The organism is Clostridium sp. CM039 (assembly GCF_055081075.1).
In genome coordinates this window covers 2,586,522-2,604,374 of record NZ_CM143649.1, presented here as the reverse complement: position 1 = coordinate 2,604,374, position 17,853 = coordinate 2,586,522, and the positions used below count along the sequence as shown (strand labels likewise).

General features: G+C 32.2%; 15 protein-coding genes, 2 tRNA genes and 1 riboswitch. Of the genes, 10 read left to right on the top strand and 7 right to left on the bottom strand.

Annotated elements, in window-relative coordinates; translation table 11 throughout:
- Nucleotides 1-9: 9 nt before the first annotated feature.
- Nucleotides 10-1,233: an arginine deiminase gene (gene arcA, locus ACWJJ2_RS12085; RefSeq protein ID WP_216303963.1), complete on the bottom strand. Its 1,224-nt coding sequence runs from the start codon at nucleotides 1,231-1,233 to the stop codon at nucleotides 10-12.
- Between the two features lie 710 nt (nucleotides 1,234-1,943).
- Here arcA and aroD point away from each other — a divergent pair.
- Nucleotides 1,944-2,708: a type I 3-dehydroquinate dehydratase gene (aroD, locus tag ACWJJ2_RS12080; protein ID WP_462953337.1), complete on the top strand. Its 765-nt coding sequence runs from the start codon at nucleotides 1,944-1,946 to the stop codon at nucleotides 2,706-2,708.
- A 74-nt stretch (nucleotides 2,709-2,782) separates the two neighbouring features.
- Here aroD and ACWJJ2_RS12075 read toward each other — a convergent pair whose 3' ends face one another.
- Entirely contained in the window at nucleotides 2,783-4,123 is a 1,341-nt protein-coding gene (locus ACWJJ2_RS12075) for a Na+/H+ antiporter NhaC family protein (RefSeq protein WP_462953336.1), read from the bottom strand.
- A gap of 246 nt (nucleotides 4,124-4,369) precedes the next feature.
- The gene (gene proS / locus ACWJJ2_RS12070) at nucleotides 4,370-5,806 is read right to left on the bottom strand and encodes a proline--tRNA ligase (protein WP_216303961.1); all 1,437 of its coding nucleotides are present in this window, start codon (nucleotides 5,804-5,806) and stop codon (nucleotides 4,370-4,372) included.
- Nucleotides 5,807-6,253: 447 nt separating this feature from the next.
- Here proS and ACWJJ2_RS12065 point away from each other — a divergent pair, with 447 nt between their 5' ends.
- Both ACWJJ2_RS12065 and ACWJJ2_RS12060 read left to right on the top strand, forming a co-directional pair.
- The gene (locus ACWJJ2_RS12065) at nucleotides 6,254-8,422 is read left to right on the top strand and encodes a Tex family protein (protein ID WP_220287803.1); all 2,169 of its coding nucleotides are present in this window, start codon (nucleotides 6,254-6,256) and stop codon (nucleotides 8,420-8,422) included.
- A gap of 57 nt (nucleotides 8,423-8,479) precedes the next feature.
- A riboswitch (FMN riboswitch) is annotated at nucleotides 8,480-8,658 on the top strand.
- A 91-nt stretch (nucleotides 8,659-8,749) separates the two neighbouring features.
- A complete protein-coding gene (locus ACWJJ2_RS12060; RefSeq protein WP_216303959.1) occupies nucleotides 8,750-9,379 on the top strand; it encodes an ECF transporter S component in 630 nt (209 codons plus the stop codon).
- Between the two features lie 111 nt (nucleotides 9,380-9,490).
- Here the strand turns inward: ACWJJ2_RS12060 and ACWJJ2_RS12055 are convergent, their stop codons facing one another.
- From ACWJJ2_RS12055 to tsaE, 4 genes are all read right to left on the bottom strand, one after another.
- A complete protein-coding gene (locus ACWJJ2_RS12055) occupies nucleotides 9,491-10,408 on the bottom strand; it encodes a polysaccharide deacetylase family protein (RefSeq protein ID WP_216303958.1) in 918 nt (305 codons plus the stop codon).
- A 131-nt stretch (nucleotides 10,409-10,539) separates the two neighbouring features.
- The gene (gene rimI, locus ACWJJ2_RS12050; protein WP_216303957.1) at nucleotides 10,540-10,989 is read right to left on the bottom strand and encodes a ribosomal protein S18-alanine N-acetyltransferase; all 450 of its coding nucleotides are present in this window, start codon (nucleotides 10,987-10,989) and stop codon (nucleotides 10,540-10,542) included.
- Complete coding sequence (gene tsaB, locus ACWJJ2_RS12045; protein WP_216303956.1) at nucleotides 10,982-11,695, bottom strand: tRNA (adenosine(37)-N6)-threonylcarbamoyltransferase complex dimerization subunit type 1 TsaB; 714 nt, start codon at nucleotides 11,693-11,695, stop codon at nucleotides 10,982-10,984. The genes rimI and tsaB overlap by 8 nt, the downstream gene beginning before the upstream one ends.
- Nucleotides 11,692-12,150, bottom strand: a complete 459-nt coding sequence (gene tsaE, locus ACWJJ2_RS12040; RefSeq protein WP_216303955.1) for a tRNA (adenosine(37)-N6)-threonylcarbamoyltransferase complex ATPase subunit type 1 TsaE — start codon at nucleotides 12,148-12,150, stop codon at nucleotides 11,692-11,694. The genes tsaB and tsaE overlap by 4 nt, the downstream gene beginning before the upstream one ends.
- Nucleotides 12,151-12,280: 130 nt before the next feature.
- Here tsaE and ACWJJ2_RS12035 point away from each other — a divergent pair.
- The 7 genes from ACWJJ2_RS12035 (at nucleotide 12,281) to ACWJJ2_RS12005 (ending at nucleotide 17,706) form a co-directional block, all read left to right on the top strand.
- Nucleotides 12,281-12,356: transfer RNA gene (locus ACWJJ2_RS12035), tRNA-Trp, on the top strand.
- A gap of 40 nt (nucleotides 12,357-12,396) precedes the next feature.
- A tRNA-Trp gene (locus ACWJJ2_RS12030) sits at nucleotides 12,397-12,472 on the top strand.
- A gap of 114 nt (nucleotides 12,473-12,586) precedes the next feature.
- Nucleotides 12,587-13,567, top strand: coding sequence for an NAD(P)/FAD-dependent oxidoreductase (locus ACWJJ2_RS12025; RefSeq protein ID WP_216303954.1), 981 nt, complete (start codon nucleotides 12,587-12,589; stop codon nucleotides 13,565-13,567).
- A 597-nt stretch (nucleotides 13,568-14,164) separates the two neighbouring features.
- Entirely contained in the window at nucleotides 14,165-15,076 is a 912-nt protein-coding gene (cysK, locus tag ACWJJ2_RS12020) for a cysteine synthase A (protein WP_216303953.1), read from the top strand.
- A gap of 283 nt (nucleotides 15,077-15,359) precedes the next feature.
- Complete coding sequence (epsC, locus tag ACWJJ2_RS12015) at nucleotides 15,360-15,953, top strand: serine O-acetyltransferase EpsC (protein WP_187351438.1); 594 nt, start codon at nucleotides 15,360-15,362, stop codon at nucleotides 15,951-15,953.
- A gap of 14 nt (nucleotides 15,954-15,967) precedes the next feature.
- Entirely contained in the window at nucleotides 15,968-16,960 is a 993-nt protein-coding gene (gene queG / locus ACWJJ2_RS12010; RefSeq protein WP_216303952.1) for a tRNA epoxyqueuosine(34) reductase QueG, read from the top strand.
- A gap of 38 nt (nucleotides 16,961-16,998) precedes the next feature.
- Nucleotides 16,999-17,706, top strand: coding sequence for a lysophospholipid acyltransferase family protein (locus ACWJJ2_RS12005; protein ID WP_165413622.1), 708 nt, complete (start codon nucleotides 16,999-17,001; stop codon nucleotides 17,704-17,706).
- The last annotated feature ends 147 nt before the right edge of the window (nucleotides 17,707-17,853 follow it).

Genomic DNA, 17,853 nt, shown 5'->3' with positions numbered 1-17,853 from the left:
TTGTTGTTTTTATAAGTTATCTCTATTTAGTGGCATACTCATACATCTTGGGCCGCCTCTTCCTCTTGAAAGTTCGGCACTTGGCATTGTGAGTACTGTTACACCATGTTTTGATAAAATTTCATTAGTAACATAATTTCGTTCATAAGTTATAACTTTTCCTGGTGCAATAGCTAGAGTGTTTGATCCGTCGTTCCATTGTTCTCTTGCTGCTACAATAGCGTCACCACCGCCGCATCTTATTAAATCAACTGAAGGCACTTTTAATGCAGATTTTAATACATTTTGTAATATATCTTTTTCTTGCTTAATATTTAATTGTCCATTGACACCTTTTGTAATTTCGAAAACATTAAGTGGTCCTTCTATCTCTGGGTGTATTGTAAATTTATCATAATCAACCATAGTAAATACAGTATCAAGATGCATAAATGCTCTACTAGATGGAATTTCTAATACTAATACTTTTTCAAAAGTAGTATGTTTTTCAAACAAATTTCTTGCTACAACTTCTATAGCTTCAGGTGAAGTTCTTTGACTACACCCTATTGCAAGGGTTGTGGCAGATAATATAAGTTCGTCTCCACCTTCGATATTACTTGGAAGGCTTCTATCATACCAAAGTGGCACTTCATTTTGTTTGAAGGAACTATGATATTCATGAATAAATTCTAGGAACAAAGTCTCACGTCTTCTAGCTTCAGTTTGCATAGTATTTATAGTAATACCATTTCCAATTGAAGCACCTGGATCGCGAGTAAAGTAAAGATTAGGCATAGGATCTAAGTAGAATGGATACTGGGTTCCTATTAATCCTCTTAGAGAATGAATCTCCTTAACAGCTATTTCGTTTTTTCTAACTCCAGCCATAAGTATATCAATCATTTCTCTTGTAGGCTTTGACATTAAATAATCATAAAGAGATTTATATATTTCTTTATTACTAATGTGACTTTCAAGTAAAAACTGTTGTAAAAATATTTTTTTGGTTTGATCCTCGATTAAAGCCTCTGTAACAAGTTCTTCTAAATAAAGAACTTCCACATCGTTTTCTTTTAATATTTTTGCAAATATATCATGTTCTTTTCGCGCTACTTCTAAATAAGGAATATCATCGAAAAGTAATCTTTCAAGAAGATTCGGTACTAAATTTTCTATTTCTCTACCGGGTCTATGTAGCATTACTTTATTAAGTTTTCCTATTTCAGAAGTTACATTTATAAATGATTCCATTTAATTTAGCCCCCTATTCGTTTTTGTTTATGCCATCATTATAAAGTGTACATTTATATAAGGAAAACCGAGAATTCTACTATAATTCCATATATATCGTACATGTAAGCTTTGTTATTGATTTAACACTGCTTATTTATGCTAAGCTTTATTTTACTCGGTAATACTATGGATGTTTCTGCTTGAAAATTTAGAATATTAGATTATGTGTATATATATTCATAATGTTTTAGTTTATTATGCATAATGCTAGAAATAAGGTATAAACATTCATAAAACTTTTTTTTGGTTATTTATACCTATAAATGTATAGCAATATCTAGATAAAGGTTACATAGCCTATATATTATTAGTTATTGCGTTAATAATTATGCATATAAACCTATTTTTCATCATAATATCGCACTGAAATCGTTAATGATATTATTTATTTACAAAATGTTCATAATGTTGATATATAAAAGGTGATGATGTGAGATAGAAAAAAAATAATTAAATTCCGGGAAGGCATCTATAAGGGGATTATTGTATTAAATAACAATTAATTAGATTGAGGTGGCGAAGTTCTTTTCTTTCCCTTGATTTTGAGTGATTTATTAATAGTTTATAGGGGGAAGAAAAAATAAGAAACCTTTACTATATTAGTAATGACTGGTATTATATCTAGAAAAGAATTAGTGTCGCAATTTATTTTGATGGGGTGGGTATTAATGAAAAAAGTAGTTACTATTAAGGATGTTACAATTGGTGAAGGCTTACCTAAAATTTGCGTTCCAATGGTTGGAGAAACTATTCCACAGCTTATAGAAGAAGCTGAAATTTTAAAAGGGATTGACTTAGATGTTGTAGAATGGCGTGTAGATTTTTTCGAGAACGCTACAAATATAGAGAGAGTTAAGAAAGCATTACAAGCAATTAGGAAAGTGCTAGTTGACAAGCCCATTATCTTTACGTTCCGTAGTGCTAAAGAGGGTGGACAAAAGGAGATTAGTACTGCATTTTATTTTGAATTAAATAGATTGATTTCTGAAACAAAGCTTGTTGAAGTTATAGATATTGAGTTATTTAACGATGAAAAAGATATAAAAGAATTAGTTGAATCAGCACATGAAAATGGCGTAGCGGTTATTATATCTAATCATGATTTTCATAATACGCCAGAGAAAGAAGAAATTATATCTCGATTACGTAAGGCTCAAGGATTAGGTGCAGATATTCCTAAAATCGCAGTAATGCCTAATTGTGCAGAGGATGTGATTGTACTGTTAGATGCAACGCGTATTATGAATGAAAGATATGCGAATGGCCCTATTATTACAATTTCTATGGCAGAAAAAGGGCTTATTAGTAGATTATCAGGTGAATTATTTGGCTCTGCATTAACATTTGGCGCAGTCAAGAAGGCTTCTGCACCAGGTCAAATTGCTGTAGTAGAATTACGTAGAACTATTCAATTACTTCATAATAATACGTAAAAAAATTAGAATGCAATAGGATGATTTAACGACATTTCAGAAGTCGTTAATATTACAGCTCCGCAGGAGATGATTTAATGATTGATATTTATTTCTATATTGCTAGTATTTGATTTAAATCGGATTAAGATCAAATTTGTTATAGGTACCATATATATATATAAGAGGTATGGCATGCAGGAAAGATTAGCACCTAAAATCGTAAGTGGAGCAAGTAAAGCAATATTCCAAGGAATCAAAGCGGAAATCATTATTGCTGTATTTTCTAAATCAATGGCTAAGAATGAGTTATCTAGTTCATTTTTCTCATAAGCCTTTTTATTTAACATATGAGTTAACATAACAGCAACGGATTGGCTGCAGCCTACAGTAGCGGTGAATATGCTTGAAATGACTATATTTTGAAAGACCCCATACCTAGAATTTGCCTTCAAAGTTATAGCTTCAACACTGTCTAACATTTTACTTCCCTCTATTAAACCTGCAAATGCAGAGCCTATATATATCACGAGGGATGATTTTAGCATAGAAATGATTCCTCCGCCTTTAAGTATCGTGTAAAGGGGACTTGATTTGTCTGTGTTATATCCGAAAACAGTAAACTTTATGCATTGTACTAGGGTTTCGTGTTGGATAAAGATGCTTAATAAAAAAGCCGTTAATATGCTTACAATCATAGATGTTTTAACATTTATCTTAAATGCTGAAAAAACAAGTATAACCAAAGCAGGAAGCAAAACAATTATATTTATAGAGAATGCATTAATTATTTCACTATTTATCCCGTTTGCAGAACTATGCAAGGGAAATATACTTGACACTATAGTGTAGAAAATAATTGAAATACCAAAGGGAACTATGCAGGTTTTAAACATGTTTTTTATATTTATATATATATCTGTTTCTGTAAGATACGCAATAAGGATTGCACTAGAAGACATAGGAGAACACCTATCACCAAAGTATGCTCCAGCAATAATTGAGCCAGCTGTGGCAGCAAGGTTTACACCACCGCTTCTTGCAACAACCATAAGGGCCACACCTATTGTACCGGACGTTCCGAGAGATGTACCTATTAAAAAAGATACGAAACAACTGGTTAAGAATGCAGATAAAATAAACATATTGGGCCTTATTAGAGTTATACAATAATAAACTATTGCAGGTACAGTGCCAGAGACAATCCATATAGATGTAATAGCCCCAATAAGAATAAAAATCTTTATAATTATGAGAGATTTTTTGCCCCCATTAAAAGACATATTTAACAAGCGTTTTAGGGGAATTCCTCTTTTAAACTCCACTAAAATAAAGAGGATTAGCCCAGATATTAATGGATATGCAAGAAATATGCCTTTTAAAACACTCAAAACTAAAAGTGCAAATGTAACAATAAAAGCTATAATTAAATCCATTGTCATCACCTACTTTAAAAAAATTTAAATTAAGCCTATAAGCATTTCATTTATTGTCATTAGTATAACAAAAATAATACAGGTATTCAATAAAAAGTATAACCATAAGTTGCTAATATTGCATCGCTACAGGTAACGATTTAATCAATTTACCAAGAGGGTATAGAATTATATCGCGATTTATTAAGGTATAAATTTAAAAAATTAAAAGCGATTGGCATAAACCAATCGCTTTTATATTTAAATTTAATAAGCTCTTCCCCAAATAACTGTAGCTTTAGATGGTTTTCCACAACATAAGCAAACGCCTTTTTCTTCTGGCATATTAAATGGCATGCATCTAGAAGACGCACCGGCTACTTCTTTTACTTTTTCTTCGCAAGCGAGTTCTCCACACCATGGAGCGCTAACAAATCCTAAAGTTTTATCAAGAAGTTCTTTTAATTCTTCTACGGTGCTCGCGTTAAAGGTTCGGGTATCTTGTGCATTTTTAGCTTTTTCAAATAAAGATTTTTGAATATCTTTTAAAATCTCGGGTACTAATGCTTCTAGTTCTGACATTGGAACAATTATTTTTTCGCGGCTATCCCGTCTCACAAGTACTACTTGGTTGTTTTCTATATCTTTTGGACCAACTTCTAAACGTAGCGGAACACCTTTCATTTCGTATTCGCTAAATTTCCATCCAGCCATTTTATCGCTAATATCCATTTTTACACGTGAAAGCTTTGATAATATATTTTTAAGTTCTGTAGCTTTTTCAATTACGCCTTCTTTATGAGGTGCAATTGGAACTATGATAAGTTGAATTGGAGCTACTGCTGGTGGCAGTATTAGACCATTATCATCACCGTGAACCATAATTAAAGCGCCGATAAGTCTTGTAGACATTCCCCAAGAAGTTTGGTGAACATAAGCAAGTTTACCTGTTTTATCTGAATACTGTATGTTAAATGCTCTTGCAAAACCGTCTCCAAAATTATGAGAAGTACCACATTGAAGTGCTTTTCCATCATGCATTAAACTTTCAATTGTGTAAGTTTCATTTGCTCCTGCAAACTTTTCTTTTTCTGTTTTCTTACCTTTTATAACTGGAATAGCAAGGGTTTCTTCACAAAAGGTTGAATATATATTAAGCATTCTAAGAGTTTCCTCTTTTGCTTCTTCCGCCGTTGCATGAGCGGTATGGCCTTCTTGCCATAAAAATTCTGAACTTCTAAGAAAAGGTCTTGTGGTTTTTTCCCAACGAACAACGGAACACCATTGATTATATAATTTAGGGAGATCATTGTAAGATTGAATTATTTTTGAATAGTGGTCACAAAATAATGTTTCAGAAGTTGGCCTAACGCAAAGCCTCTCTGCTAGTAGCTCGTTGCCTCCGTGTGTTACCCAAGCAACCTCTGGTGCAAAGCCTTTAACATGATCTGCTTCCTTTTGAAGTAAGCTCTCAGGAATGAACATTGGCATATATACATTTTCATGACCTGTATCTTTAAACATTTGATCTAAAGTTTTTTGAATATTTTCCCAAATTGCATAGCCATAAGGTCTTATTACCATGCAACCTCTAACGCTCGCATAATCAGCAAGTTCCGCTTTTTTTACAATATCGGTATACCATTTTGCAAAATCTTCTTCCATAGAGGTAATAGATTCTACAAATTTTTTTCCTTTTGCCATAATTATTTTCCTCCGATTCAATAAAATATTTTAAAATAAATACAAAAAAACCCGTAAAAGGGCACTATAAAATCAATCATAGAATAAAAATAATAATATGTCAAGAAAACAATTCGTAAGGATTATTAATACCGCTTGTAAAGTTAACAAAGCATTTTTTTGAATCTATATAGGGTATAATATATGTGTTAACTATAAAAAAGCAATATAAGACAAAGGGTTAAAAGACAAGACCATATTAACCTTTCGAATATTTCTCCTAAAAATTTCTATATAGTGTATAGATATGAGGATAGAATTCGTGGTATGATTAAATATGTTGATTTTAGTCCATTAAATTTAAAATATAAATTATGTGAGGAGGAATAGCTATTTAGGTACATGAAAATAAAGTATCATAGTGCTTGTTATTTATTTAAATGTGACTTGCAAAAATAGCTAAAAAACATGGGGAATATAACTAACAGATTAATTAAAGAATTTTCAATAACTAAAGAACAGGCGGAAAGTGTAATTGAATTATTAGATGAAGGGAATACAGTTCCTTTTATAGCTAGATATAGAAAAGAGAGAACTGGGGGACTTGATGATATAATCCTTAGAAACTTTACAGAGAGGCTTATATATCTTAGGAACTTAGAAGAACGAAAAACAGATGTAGTACGTCTTATCGGTGATCAAGAAAAACTAACCGCGGAAATTGAGGAGTCAATAAGAAAAAGCGAGACATTGACAGAAATAGAGGATATATATAGACCCTTTAAGCCTAAGAAAAGAACTAGAGCTATCATTGCGATAGAAAAAGGGCTTAAACCTTTAGCTGAAATTATTGTATGCGGCGAGTTTAAGGGTGATATAAATGAGTATGCAGAGAAATTCTTAAGTGAAGAAAATGCAGTAAATAGTACTTCGGACGCACTTCAAGGTGCTGGGGATATTATTAGTGAAATGATTTCAGATGAAGCTGATTACAGAAAGTGGATTAGAGCATTAGTGCATAATCAAGGAAATGTTGAAACTAAAGGCGGTTCTGATGACACTACTCCATTTGAAATGTATTATGAGTATAAAGAAGGGGTTAAATCTATTCCACCGCATAGAATTCTTGCTATAAATAGAGGCGAAAATAGTAAGATACTTTCTGTGAAAATCAAAGCCGATAATGATAAGATTACTCAGTACTTAAGAGCTAAATGTTTAAAAGGGAATAATGAAACTGATAAGTATATAGAGTTAAGTATAGGTGATTCCGTAAAAAGACTTATATTCCCATCAATTGAGAGAGAAATAAGGTCCGGACTCACAGAAAAGGGTGAAACTAGCGCTATTGAAATATTTAAAGCTAATTTAAAGGCACTCTTAATGCAGTCACCTATAAAAGGAAAGGTAGTGCTTGGATTTGATCCTGGGTTTAGAACAGGGTGCAAAATAGCGGTGCTTGATGATACTGGTAAGCTTTTAGATATAGCTACAGTATACGCTACTGCGGGCAGTAAGGACGGTATTCAAAAATCTATAGATATTATTAAAAAATTGGTAATTAAGCATAATGTAGAAGTAGTGTCACTCGGTAATGGGACTGCTAGTCGTGAATCTGAAGAAATTTTAGCGCAGATAATTAAAGAACTTAAGGATGAATGCTCAAAAGATTTGTACTATGTTATAGTCTCGGAAGCGGGAGCCTCAGTATATTCAGCGTCAGAGCTTGCATCTAAAGAATATCCAGATATAGATGTATCTATTAGAGGAGCTATTTCTATAGGGCGAAGACTTCAAGATCCATTAGTGGAGCTTGTGAAAATTGACCCGAAAGCTATTGGAGTTGGACAATACCAACATGATGTAGCAGCTAAAAAACTCGATGAATCCTTAAAAGGAGTAGTTGAAGATTGTGTTAATGCTGTTGGCGTAGATCTTAACATTGCAACACCCTCTTTATTAGCTTATATATCAGGGATAAATGCTGCTATAGCTCAAAATATTGTAGCGTATAGAGAAGAAAATGGTAAGTTCAAAACTAGAAAAGAATTATTAAAAGTGAAAAGATTAGGAGCAAAAGCATATGAGCAATGTGCAGGATTTTTAAGGGTTATGGAGAGTAATGAATTTTTAGATAACACCTCAATTCATCCAGAAACGTATAATGCTACTAAAAAATTATTGGATTTTTTAAGGTACACAAGAGAAGATCTTAAATCTTTAAACTTTAAAGATTTGGATGATAGACTAAAAGATATTAATATTAATATGGATGAGCTTGCACAAATATTGGAGATAGGTGTTCCAACTCTTAGAGACATTATTAAAGAAATTAAAAAGCCTGGTAGAGATCCAAGAGAAGAACTACCGAAGCCGATATTAAAAACGGGTGTAGTTCAAATGTCCCATCTTAAACCGGGAATGAAACTTATGGGTACTGTTAGAAATGTGTCTGACTTTGGAGCTTTTGTTGATATTGGAGTTCATCAGGATGGGTTAGTGCATATAAGCCAGTTATCAGATAAATTTGTAAAGCATCCATTGGATGTGGTTAAGGTTGGCGATATAGTAGAAGTTAGTGTGATAGAAGTTGATGAGAAAAGAAAAAGAATATCATTATCAATGAAAAATAATTAATTAATATGTTGCTTATTTTACTGTATTTATATATAATTAAATTATAAAATAAAATTTAATAATCTTCAGGGCGGGGCTAATTTCCCCACCGGCGGTAAAGCCCGCGAGCCGTAAGGCTGATTCGGTTTAACGACATTTTGGAAGAGAGTTTTCCTTCCGAAGTCGTTAAGACAGCACCCTTGGGTGATGATTTGATTCCGAAGCCGACAGTATAGTCTGGATAAAAGAAGATGTGATATATATATAAATTTGCCCTGGCATAGTACTATGTCAGGGCTTGTATTATATCCATCCCTAGGAGATATAGTTAATTAGGGGGCACTAAAAATGAGAGACGAAAAACTTGTTAAACTAATCAAAATATCACTTTTATCTGTTATGGCTTTTCTTTTGATGTACATTGAGTTACCAATACCGATTTTCCCTGATTTCTTAAAAATTGACATCAGCGACCTGCCAGCACTTTTAGGGGCCTTTGCATTAGGACCAATAGCGGGAGTAGTTATTGAACTCTTTAAAAATATATTACATGGAATGCTAGCTACTAAAACAGCCTTCGTTGGAGAAGTAGCAAATTTTCTAGTGGGTTCATGTTTAGTATTAGTATCGGGATATATTTACAAGGCCCGCAAAAGCAAAGGTGGGGCTATTGCTGGATTATTAATAGGAGTAATTTGTATGTCGATTTTTGCAGGGATATTAAACTATTTTGTTGTTTTACCTTTATATGAAAAAGTATTAGGATTCCCAGTAGCTAGCGTTATAGAAATGGGATCAAAAATAAATCATAACATTGTCGATTTGAATTCTTTCATTATTTGGTCAATTATTCCTTTTAATTTACTTAAAGGAATGGTATTATCAGCAATGACCTTAGCTTTATATAAGAGTGTTTCGCCTATACTTCATAAAGAGAATATGGAGAGAGAATACAAAAGTAGAGAACAAAAAATATAAAAAACACTGGTATATAAATAGGGACTTATTTCAAAGATTTTAAAAAAAGGGTATTAACAAACTAAAGGATGACTTCTGCACAATGCAGAAGCCATCCTTTAGTTTTATTGTTCACCATTCACAATTAACCATGCTTTTAAATGTAGATATGGATGTTTTAGGATATATTCCATATCTATTTAGCTCTAGTAAAGAATCTCCTCTCTTTACGCTTCCATTATTAACAGTAACAGCCATTCGTATTCCTATTTTAGGCAGAAGGGTTAATACATCATCGTTATGGTGTCCATAAGGATAAGATAGATAATGGCTGCCGGTTAGTTCCGTATTTTTTATTAAATCTTTTTTTACATAATCTAAAGGTTTTGTAATTAAATAACCCTTGTTATTCTCTGTTTTATGTAAATTATGGGTATGGTTTGAATATTCAAATACATCAGTAGTTTCAGAAATATTTTTCCAACTTAAGAATTGTTGTGTTTTAGGATTAAATTCAACACTATTATCCTTGACATAAGATGTAATTAAAAATTGTGCAGCTTTAAAATTATATTTCTTCAAAATAGGATAGGCATAAATGTAGCTACTTAAATATCCATCATCAAATGTTATACATACTGATTTTTTAGGTAGTTCCAAATTCCCTAAAAGCCACTGTTCTAATTCAGCTAGATTTATTGTAGTGTATTTATTAGTGTATAAGTAGTCCATTTGTTGCTGAAAATTTTCAAGATTTAATACTACACCATTATTTGTAAATGTGTTTTCTTTTTTCTTTAGTAGATGATGATACATCAATATTGGTATTTTTTTTGACACACCTTCAGTTTGATCAAATGTTCTAACAATCGGATCTTTAAGCGTTGTTGATAAGCGTGGGATGTTAGATGAATTATCTACTGGTTTTGGTGATTTACTCTGAGAATCATCTGAAACTATTGTGCTTTTACTGGAAGTTGGACTAGCTAAGGAATTGCATCCAACCAATAGTAATGCAAAAAATAGTGCTAATATAATTTTTTTGGTCATAAATATTACCCCTTACTCTAATATATTTTAAACAGTTCACCCACATTATACCATTTTATTCTCATGCTTGCTAAATTTTTAGTAGAGAATAAAAAAAAGACTGGCAAGAGCTAGTCTTTTTACGCTATCTGCTATAGGTGTCGATTCCACATAATTACTGCATCTTCCCCGTTATCTTCATAATAATGACGTCTAATGCCTTCATTTTCAAAGCCATACTTTTGATATAAGTTTATAGCAGCGAAATTTGAACTTCTAACCTCTAAGGTTATTGCTGTAACTTTTAGTTTCCTGCAAATTTTAAATAAGGCTTCCACGATGAGGTCGCCGCCGCCATGACCACGGGCATCAGGGTGAATTGCAACATTAGTAACATGGGCTTCATCTATAATTAGCCACATTCCTCCATAACCTACTATAGAATTGCCCTTTTTTAATACAACATATTTAGCAAATTTATTATCTAGTTCACTTTGGAGTGATTCGTAGCTCCATGAAATAGGAAAGCTTAACTCGCTAATATTGAGTATGGATTTAATAGATGATGCGTCCATTGGGCAAATTTTAAAATCGCTATTCATTTTTTATTTGCCTCATCTTTTCTTCGTACTCCCTCTCAGCTTGCGGCTGCCTAAGGTAAATAGGCACTGACGAGTATATATCATCGAATGTTCCATTAGATAAAAGGTTGAGCCCTAATTCGCCTAGGGATGAAGCCTTAGCTAAGTTTAAATGCGCTGGAGCAAAATTGGCTTTAGGTAAATTTGCTATAAGTTTTTCTTTGAATTTGAAAGTTCCATCTCCTACAAAGGAAATATTGCAATTTTTCTCTTTAAGCATATTTATTAATTCATCTAAGGAAATATTAATATAGTCACTGATGCGGGTGAGCTCGTAATTATTAAAAGTATATAAGGCAGTATAAACATTATCTCTTAAAGCATCTAGCAAAGGACAAATAATTCCATCTGTATATGCTAAGTTATATGCTAAAGAATCTAAGGTAGATACAGTTACAAAAGGCTTTTTTGAGCCTTGGCTTAACCCCTTAATGGTAGCCATCCCTATTCTAAGGCCTGTAAAGGAACCGGGCCCCTTTGATGCTACAAAGGCATCAATATCACTTATGGTTATTCCTGTATTTTTTAATAATTCATCAATTATAGGCATAAGTATTTGAGAATGTTGTTTTTTATAATTAAAAGTTATTTCACCAAGAACTTTGTTATCGTCAAGGATAGCACAAGTTGCTGATTGTGTAGCAGAATCCAGACTTAAAATCTTCATAGTTTTATCTCCTTTATATAATCATATCTTTTATCAGAATATCGGATGTTGATCTTTCTGAAATCATCTCCCAATCTAGGAAGTTTTTCTATGGTAATGGATAAATTATTGGGTGGAATCAGTTCTTCAATATAATTAGCCCACTCAATAATACTAACGCCATCACTAAATATATATTCATCAAAGCCTATAGCTGCTATTTCGTCAGGGTCATTTACCCTGTAGACATCAAAATGATATAATTTCAAGCGACCTGTATATTCATTTACAATTGTAAATGTAGGGCTTGTGATATGATCTTTTATATCTAAGCCTTTTGCAATTCCTTTTGTTAAATGAGTTTTGCCAGTGCCTAAGTCACCAATTAAGCAAACTATGTCCCCTGAATTTACATGTGAACCTATTAATTCGCCTATTTTATAAGTTTCGTCTACTGTAGTTACTATGTATTCCATAAGTTTCACCTCACTAAATATTTTATCCTAAAACATAGAAAAAGAAAAGGCCTCAGTGTTTCCTAAGAGATTAAAATATAAAAAAATCTTGCATTTATTTATAACACGTGATATAATTCAGATGTATTTTAGGGGTATGGCTCAATTGGTAGAGTAGTGGTCTCCAAAACCATTGGTTGTAGGTTCGAGTCCTACTACCCCTGCCATTTTTACATTTTTACATTTTTGCATTTTAAAAGTTAATAAAGGGGTATGGCTCAATTGGTAGAGTAGTGGTCTCCAAAACCATTGGTTGTAGGTTCGAGTCCTACTACCCCTGCCAAATAAAACCTGTGAAATTATTTTCACGGGTTTTTACGTTACTTATTTAAATATGCATTATAATGAATCATTAAATTTTAATGTTAGGCATCTGAAAAAAACTGGAGGGTATGTAATGCAACTATATGACATAGTAGTAATTGGGGGAGGTACAGCAGGCCTTGCAGCAGCTATTTCAGCTAAAGAGCACTATAAATGTAGAATTTTGATTTTAGAAAGAGAAAATCAATTAGGCGGAACAATAAATCAGTGTATTCATAATGGATTTGGCAAGAATATTTTTAGTGAAGAATTGACAGGACCGGAGTTTGTGCAGAAATTTATAGATAAAGTTAATAAATTGGGTATTTCATATAAATTAAATACTACTGTTTTAGATTTAAGTAATACTAAAGAAATTAATGCAGTGAATGCGTGTGATGGGATTTTTAAAATTGGAGCGAAAGCTATAATAATTGCGACCGGGTGTAGAGAAAGGCCAAGAGGATTTTTGAATCTGCCAGGTAGTAGATGTGCAGGTATATACACGGTGGGGTGTGCACAGAAATTTATAAATATAGAAGGATATATGCCAGGAAAAGAAATAGTTATATTGGGTACAGGAGATATTGCATTAACAGTAGCAAGTAGGCTAGCAATTGAAGGAGCTAATGTTAAAGCTGTAGTTGAAAGTAAAGATTTTATTGAGGCAACTGACAAAAAACTCATTGATTCCCTGAATGATTTTAATATACCTTTAAAAATAAAACAGAAGGTGGCGGATATCAAAGGCAAAACAAGGCTTGAGGGGATAACTTTAGTAAAAATTAATAAAAATAATGAAGTTATTAAAGATAGTGAGGAATATATTTCTTGTGATGCGTTACTATTATCTGTAAACTTATACCCGGACAATGAATTAGCAAAACAAGTAGAAATACTAATTAATGAATCAACAGGGAAAATTGAATTAAATGAAAGTTCACAAACTAATATAGCCGGCGTCTTTGCCTGCGGAAGCGTAGCTATTGGTTATGATTCTTCTGAAAATGTGGTAAAGCAAAGTTATAACATAGGTATTAGCACTTCGCAATACATAAAGAATTCTAACATCTAGTACGTAAACTTTTATGGTTTACCAATATAAGTGAATTTAAAACTGTTAGCTTATTTTAATGGTTTTTTTTATTTGTGTAAATATAAACGTGAAAAATAATGACATAAAAACAAAAAAATAGTATTGACATATTTTGATGTTAAGAATATAATAAAGAAAAGTAATTCATACTGAAATACTAGGAAATACTTAGAAGAAGGAAAGTAATATAAGAAGAATTTACAGAGAGAGAGTCTAAAGCTGAGAGGATTCTTATGGTCGACTTATATGAAGTGCCCTTTGGAGTTATGCACCGAAAAAGTCACATGAATGTGTCTTTGGTAGGCTGCATCGGGATTCACCCGTTATAGTGATAGAGCATAGCGCTGTGCTTGAAAAAGTGGCTTTATAATCAATTTAGTGGTTATAACTTAGAGTGGACCACGAAGTAAAACTTCGTCTCTAAATTAGAGGGAGTTTTTTTTGTACCCAAAAACTTTTGAAATATTAAAAATATAATTATATACGTGATGATTTTTATTTAAAATACTAAGGATGCAGGAATATAGATAGCTTTTGAAGGTAGATTACTTATTTTAAAATTGGAGGGATATTATTATGATGTATAACAATGTTTTAGATATGATAGGAGCAACACCGGTTCTAAAATTAAATAAATTAGTTGAGGGTGATATGGCTGATATTTTTGTGAAATTAGAAAAATACAATCCAGCTGGAAGTATAAAAGATAGAGCTGCCCTTGGAATGATAGAGAAAGCTGAAAAACTAGGAATATTAAAAGAAGGATTTACTATAGTTGAACCAACCAGTGGAAATATGGGAATAGCTTTGGCTATGATTGGAAGAATTAAAGGGTATGAAGTAATTATTGTTATGCCAGATAGCATGAGTGTTGAAAGACGCAATTTGATTAAGTCTTATGGAGCACAACTTGTACTTACAGATGGGATAAAAGGGATGAAGGGTGCTATAAATAAGGCAAAAGAAATAGCGGAGGGGAATTCTAGCTTTTTTATGCCACAACAATTTATTAATTTAGCAAATCCAGAAAAACATTATGATACTACTGCAGAAGAAATTATTAGAGATGTAGAGGACGTAGATATTTTTGTAGCTGGAGTAGGAACTGGAGGAACAATTGCTGGGATAGGAAGAAGATTAAAAGAAGCTAAACTTGGAATTAAAGTAGTTGCGGTTGAACCAGAAAACTCTCCCGTATTATCAGGAGGGGAACCTGGACCTCATAAAATACAAGGAATAGGAGCAGGTTTTGTGCCAGATATCTATGATAGTAGTGTAGTTGATGAAATAATAAAAATTTCTGATGAAGAGGCTTTTGAAATAGCAAAAAGAATAGCTAAAGAAGAAGGCATATTAGTAGGGATTTCAGCAGGGGCTAATATCGCAGCAGCTATGAAAATTGCGAGTAAAGTAGGCAAGGGTAGAAAGATTGTAACTGTTGCACCTGACGGAGGAGAAAAATATATTTCAATGGGAATCTATGATTAAATTTTTAACGACATTTCAAAAGGAAAGTCTCCCACTTCTATAAGTGGGAGTTACTACCCTAACAAATAGAAAACTTCAGTGGGGGCATAAATCTCCTTTTGAAGTCGTTAATTTATCTTCTACTAAGATGGTGCAGCTCCGCAGGAGATGATTTAACAAGGTGAAAATATTTATTTCTACTCTATAGATAAGTAGTCTGTGGGTTAACATATATGGAAATTTATATCTAAGAATATGAATTTCGATATTCACAAAATATAATTCTATAGGAGGGAATTATCATATGTTTAAAATGTTTAAATTGCTAGGATACGAAATTAATAATGTATTAGAAAAGGATCCAGCAGCTAAGAATTGGGTAGAAGTAATATTATTATATCCGTCTATCCATGCTATAATAATATATAGAATAGCTCATTTATTATATAATCATAAAATCTATTTTATATCTAGATCTATATCTCAATTAGCTAGGTTTTTTACTGGAATAGAAATTCATCCAGGGGCTAAAATAGGAAAAGGATTATTTATAGATCATGGGACGGGAGTAGTAATTGGAGAAACTACAGAAATTGGGGACAATGTGACCTTGTATCAAGGAGTTACACTAGGTGGAACAGGTAAGGATACAGGAAAAAGGCATCCTACTTTAGGCAGTGATGTGGTGGTGGGTGCTGGTGCAAAGATTTTGGGACCAATTAAAATAGGAACTGGTAGTAAGATTGGTGCCAATGCTGTAGTTTTAAAAGATGTATTAGCTAAGGCCACTGCTGTAGGTATTCCTGCTAGAATAATTTTTGTAAAGAATTCAACTATAATAGAAATTAAGGATTATGCAGGTGAAACTAAAAGAATGTACAACGATATGGTAATATAAAAGGGAAAGACAATATGGATATTAAAGAAGAAATAATAAAGTTTTGTAAAAAAAATGGCTTAGATGTAATAGGATTTAGCAAATGTAGAATTTTCTATGAGCTAAGTCCTTATTTTGAGAAAAGAAAAGAACTAGGGCTAGAAAATGAGTTTGAGGAGCAAATTGTAGATAATAGAATAAATCCATTTATATATATGCCCAGTGGGAAAACTATAATTTCTATTGCGTTTCCATATCTATATGATTTAGATTTTAATCAGAGAACGCATTTTTCAAAATATACCATGGGTAGAGATTATCATGTTGTTACAACTGAGTATATGGAAAAAATTTGCAAATTCATTGAAGGCATGGGTGCAAAAGCTATGTGCTTTGTGGATAGCAATGCGCTTCCGGAAAGATACATTGCGTGCAGTAGTGGAGTGGGATTCATAGGAAAAAACAATACTTTGATAACTGAAAAGTACGGCTCATATGTTTTTTTAGGAGAAATAATAACAGATCTAGTAATAGAGCCAGACAAGCCACTTAAGCAAAAATGTGGTGATTGTGAGATGTGTTTAGCAGCCTGTCCTACAAATTCTATAGTCAAAGGGAGAGTAGGAATAAATAATGATGCAAATATATGTCTATCCTACATAACACAGAAAAAAGATATAGAGGATTCTTGGTTCGGAAAATTAAATGGTAGACTATTTGGTTGTGATACCTGTCAGAGAGTATGTCACTTTAATAAAGAAATTGAATTTAGCTCTATTGAAGAATTTAAACCTTATGAACATATGAAGAGAATCGACGTGCAAGCATTAATGAATATTGATAATCAGTTATTTAAAGATAAGTACAAAATAACTTCTTGTGGATGGAGAGGTAAAAATATACTTAAGAGGAATGCAATGATTAATGAGGTTATTACAGAAAAATGTAAAATTATAACTATAGAGAAGGATACATCGCCTTATATAAGAGATTATTATTATAGACTTTTAAAGCTTTTAAAATTATAATAATGTTATAATTATTTATTATGAAAGGTGGAATTGTGATGGTTTCTAAAGCGGTGTTAAGAATAATAGACATTTTGCCAGATAAAGTTGTATCCTTTATAGCAAATAAACTAATTGATTCATATATTAATAAATACGCAAACATTAAAACTCACGGAATAGAGAAAATTAATGATATAAAATCTCCTATAATTTTCATATGCAATCATTTAAGCAATGCAGATGGTATAGTTATGAATAAGTTATTAAAGGACCACAATGTAACTTTTGTTGCCGGCGTAAAGCTAACAGATAATAAGCTTACAAAATTAGGTTTTCACGTTGCTAAGACAATAAAGTTAAAACCTAATTCAGCAGATAAGGAAGCTATATCTAAAATTGTTAGTACGCTAAAACAAGGCAATAACATTATGATTTTTCCAGAGGGTACTAGAAGTAGAAATGGAAAAATGATAGAGGGTAAGAAGGGTCTTATATTAATGGCTAAATTATCAAAGGCAACAATTGTTCCAATAGGTATTTGGGGAACGGAAAAGTTACTATCAATTAATGACAATGACATGGCGTCAGAAAGATTTAATTATGCAGATGTAAACATTAATATTGGTGGGCCTGTTTTACTCCCAAGTAAAAACCAAGATGAGGATAAAAACGAGTATTATGATAGGGTTATGCATGAAATAATGTCAAGTATAGCTGTGATGCTACCAGAGCAGTATAGGGGAGTATATTCCGATTGTAAATGAAAGAAAAGTTTCATTAGTATAAAAAAATGAAGAAAAAAACTTTATGATGGATTTTATTTGATCGAAAAGTATATAAAAAACATTTTTTACATTAAATTGGAATAAATTTTATAAATTAAAGGCATTTTACTATTAAATGATATATAA

Coding starts and splice junctions, on each gene's coding strand:
- ACWJJ2_RS12065 (WP_220287803.1), top strand. CDS start 6,254: ATGGGGAATATAACTAACAGATTAATTAAAGAATTTTCAATAACTAAA.
- tsaE (WP_216303955.1), bottom strand. CDS start 12,150: ATGGAATACATAGTAACTACAGTAGACGAAACTTATAAAATAGGCGAA.
- epsC (WP_187351438.1), top strand. CDS start 15,360: ATGTTTAAAATGTTTAAATTGCTAGGATACGAAATTAATAATGTATTA.
- ACWJJ2_RS12075 (WP_462953336.1), bottom strand. CDS start 4,123: ATGGATTTAATTATAGCTTTTATTGTTACATTTGCACTTTTAGTTTTG.
- arcA (WP_216303963.1), bottom strand. CDS start 1,233: ATGGAATCATTTATAAATGTAACTTCTGAAATAGGAAAACTTAATAAA.
- cysK (WP_216303953.1), top strand. CDS start 14,165: ATGATGTATAACAATGTTTTAGATATGATAGGAGCAACACCGGTTCTA.
- ACWJJ2_RS12025 (WP_216303954.1), top strand. CDS start 12,587: ATGCAACTATATGACATAGTAGTAATTGGGGGAGGTACAGCAGGCCTT.
- queG (WP_216303952.1), top strand. CDS start 15,968: ATGGATATTAAAGAAGAAATAATAAAGTTTTGTAAAAAAAATGGCTTA.
- rimI (WP_216303957.1), bottom strand. CDS start 10,989: ATGAATAGCGATTTTAAAATTTGCCCAATGGACGCATCATCTATTAAA.
- ACWJJ2_RS12055 (WP_216303958.1), bottom strand. CDS start 10,408: ATGACCAAAAAAATTATATTAGCACTATTTTTTGCATTACTATTGGTT.
- ACWJJ2_RS12060 (WP_216303959.1), top strand. CDS start 8,750: ATGAGAGACGAAAAACTTGTTAAACTAATCAAAATATCACTTTTATCT.
- tsaB (WP_216303956.1), bottom strand. CDS start 11,695: ATGAAGATTTTAAGTCTGGATTCTGCTACACAATCAGCAACTTGTGCT.
- ACWJJ2_RS12005 (WP_165413622.1), top strand. CDS start 16,999: ATGGTTTCTAAAGCGGTGTTAAGAATAATAGACATTTTGCCAGATAAA.
- aroD (WP_462953337.1), top strand. CDS start 1,944: ATGAAAAAAGTAGTTACTATTAAGGATGTTACAATTGGTGAAGGCTTA.
- proS (WP_216303961.1), bottom strand. CDS start 5,806: ATGGCAAAAGGAAAAAAATTTGTAGAATCTATTACCTCTATGGAAGAA.